Annotated in this window: 4 protein-coding genes; 1 reads left to right on the top strand and 3 read right to left on the bottom strand. The window is 62.6% G+C overall.

The window, feature by feature from the left end:
- Window positions 1-559, top strand: a 559-nt coding sequence (locus tag V2S85_RS26910; RefSeq protein WP_330705849.1) for a hypothetical protein, incomplete at its 5' end; no start/stop codon positions are given.
- 22 nt (window positions 560-581) lie between these two features.
- Here V2S85_RS26910 and tnpC read toward each other — a convergent pair.
- The 3 genes from tnpC to tnpA form a co-directional block, all read right to left on the bottom strand.
- Window positions 582-2,216, bottom strand: a complete 1,635-nt coding sequence (gene tnpC / locus V2S85_RS26905; RefSeq protein ID WP_330705848.1) for an IS66 family transposase — start codon at window positions 2,214-2,216, stop codon at window positions 582-584.
- A 66-nt stretch (window positions 2,217-2,282) separates the two neighbouring features.
- Window positions 2,283-2,636 carry an IS66 family insertion sequence element accessory protein TnpB gene (tnpB, locus tag V2S85_RS26900; protein WP_009822160.1) on the bottom strand — a complete coding sequence of 118 codons (354 nt, stop codon included), beginning with the start codon at window positions 2,634-2,636 and terminating at the stop codon, window positions 2,283-2,285.
- Window positions 2,633-3,108: IS66-like element accessory protein TnpA (gene tnpA, locus V2S85_RS26895; protein WP_330705847.1), on the bottom strand; the 476-nt coding region annotated here is incomplete at its 5' end. The genes tnpB and tnpA, both read right to left, overlap by 4 nt.

Below are 3,108 nucleotides of genomic sequence, written 5' to 3'. Positions count from 1 at the left end.
CACAACGACGCCAACTCTGGCTGTTTTCCCTCGCCGTTGGCTATGGCCGTTCGCATTTCTCACGGCGGGGCTGATGGTAACAGCGCCTTTTGCCCTGATTTTTGCAGGAATCGTGTACTTTGCGGTGACCTTTCAAGGCGGATCAAGCTTTGCAGAGGTTGCTGTCGCGATCGGGGCCGCGATCATGGCATGCCTGTGGTTGTGGCTGGCTTGGTTCACCGCCAAGCTATTCATGCACAGGAAAAGCCCGCTTCTGAGGATCTCGGATGATGGCATCGAAATTCCGCATCGCCGACCACATTTCATCCCTTGGGATCAAATAGCATCAGTGGATCAGACGGAATCTGGCAGGATCACCTACCTTCGCCTCCGACTGGTATCCCCAAACGAACTCCTGACTTGCTGGCAACGGCGCGTTCAATGGCCTTTGAGCGATAGTGTGCTGATTACGCTCGACATGGATAGATCGCTTGAAGCCAACCCTGCTTTTGTGGCGGTCAAGGCGAGGCATGCGGAACATTCAAAAGTTAAAATCGATAGTTTGGATGCCAGCGCCTGACCGAGAAATGGACGATCCCCAGTTATTCGCGCAAGGCCCAGTTCCACGGCAGCAGTTCATCGATCCGATTGATCGGATGCCCCTTGCCGATGCGATCGAGGACATCGGCCAGCCACTCCTGCGGATTGACTCCACTAAGCTTTGCCGTCTCAAGTAATGAATACATGGCGGCGGCGCGCTCACCGCCACAGTCGGCACCTGCGAAAAGCCAGTTCTTCCTGCCAAGGCAGATTCCCCGCAGGGCATTCTCTGCCGGATTGTTGTCGATCTCCAGCCTGCCGTCGTCGGTGTAGGTGAGCAGTTGCGACTTAAGCTTCACGGCATAACGCAGGGCCTCGGCTAGCGGTGAACGCGCCGATGCCTTTGACAGCACCTCTTCAGCCCAGGCGAAGAAATCCAGCGCCTTCAGCTTTGAGAGCTTGCGAGCCTTGCGGCGGAAATCTGCGGGTTCGCGCACGATCTGCCGCTCGACGTCGTAAAGCTCGCCGATCATCTGCAGGCCATCGAGCGCAGCCGAGTTCGGGTCTGCCTTGTAGACATCGTTCAGCTTGCGCCGGGCATGGGCCCAGCAGGCAACGGGCGTGATCGGCGCGGGCTGGCGGTCACTCGCGTAGAGGCGCTCAAAACCGGCATAAGCATCGGCTTGCAGGAAGCCTGCAAAGGTCTTGAGATGCTCGCGCGGTCGCTCGCCCTTGCGATCGGGGCTGTAGCGGAACAGCGCTGCCGGCTTGTCCAGGTGGCTCCATCGTCGGTTGTCGCGCAGATACACCCATAGTCGCCCGGTTGCCGTCTTCCCGGTCCCCGGCGCCAGCACGGGAACGGGTGTATCGTCGGCGTGGAGCTTCACGCTGGCCATGACGTGATCGGCGATCCGATCGACGAGCGGTTGCAGCAGCCAGCTTGCCTGGCCCAGCCAGTCCGCCATCGTCGAGCGGCTGATCTCGACACCCTCTCGCGCGTACATCTGCGATTGGCGATACAGCGGCAGGTGATCGGCGAACTTGGAGACGATGACGTGGGCCAACAGGCCGGGACCGGCACGGCCGCGCGGCACGGGCAGCGCCGGGGCAGGTGCCTGACTGATCATATCGCAGCGGTTGCAGGAAAGCTTGGGCCGGACGTGACGGACGACGCGGAAGCGGCCGGGGACATATTCCAGCACTTCGGTCACGTCCTCGCCGAGCTTGCCCATCGTGCCCCCACAGGCGGAGCAGCCGTCGGCATCCGGCGCTGCGTGCATAACCTCATCGCGAGGAAGATGATCGGGCAGCGGAGCACGGCGAGGCTTGCGAGGGGCAGCCCTGGCCGGGGAATCTTCGGGCACATGCCCCTCGATCACACACTCGGCATGGGCATGCTCGGCCTCGAGATCCTCCAGCGTCAACTCGAGCTGGTCGGCTTGGAGGGCAAGGCGCTCCGAAGACTGACCGAACTTCATGCGCCGGAGGCGGGCCAGTTGGACCTTGAACTTCTCGATCTGCAGCGCCGTCAGCTTGATCGAGTTCTGGGCAGTCTGAAGCTTCTCGCGGGTCTCGTCATGGGCCACCCGTTCGGCTTCCAGCGCTTGGTCTGAAGCGGCCAGACGCGCGCGCATCGCCTCGGCAAAAGCGCGCAGTTCTGCGGGATCAGCAGGGAGTTCGAGATCGTCGGGAGACACGCTTCCCGGTAGCAGAATCCGGCCTCCCGCCCAAGCAGAAAGCCCGGAAATGCGGCGATTATCGCGTCAAATCTGCACCGGCAGGCGGGGCGGATCAGGGGCCACTGTGCGCCGCCAATCCATTGCTTCGATCAGCAGCGCAAACTGCGCTGGGGTCAGCACGACACCGCCTTCGATGAGCGGCGGCCAGACGAAACGGCTGCGTTCCAAACGCTTGGCGAACAGGCAAAGCCCGGTCCCGTCCCAATGCAGCGCCTTCAGGTAGTTGCCGCTCTTGCTGCGGAACAGGAAGACATGCCCGCCGTAGGGCTCGACCGCGAACAGGGGGCGGACCAGCGCCGCTAGCCCGTCGAAGCCGAGCCGCATGCTGACCGGCTTGCTTGCCAGATAGACCTTCGTTCCGGGTGCCAACGAGATCACGAGACATCCCGGAATGCACGCAGCACGCGGGCCAGCGCCTTCTCGTTGACGTAGCTGTCCACCGACAGGCGAACGCCGCTGGGCAGGTCTATATCTATTGCGCCGGGGCGGGCGCCGGGATGCGGGCGGACCAGTTCCTCCGGCGCTGGCGGTATCGGCGACGGAACGGGTCGCGGCACCTTCTGGGGCTCGGGCACCGCCGGCGCGGCCGCAGCCTCCGTCGTTATGATTGCTCCGTAGGGAATGAACTCGAGCGCTTCACTGGCGATGGCCGCCGCCTGACGACGCGTCGATCGCCAGTTATAGATCAGGCTCTCTGCAATCTCATGCCGCTCAGCGACCTGACGGACCGATACCCCATCTTCATCCGCCTCGGCGAGGATCGCCGCCTTCTCAGCGTCCGAAAACTTCCTGCGCCGTTCGGTGCGCGCGATGATCTCCACCCGATCCTTCACTTGGCCTCCTTCTGGAG

This window comes from Novosphingobium resinovorum (assembly GCF_036352595.1).
Classification (GTDB): domain Bacteria; phylum Pseudomonadota; class Alphaproteobacteria; order Sphingomonadales; family Sphingomonadaceae; genus Novosphingobium; species Novosphingobium resinovorum_B.
This window is presented reverse-complemented; position numbering and strand designations above follow the sequence as displayed.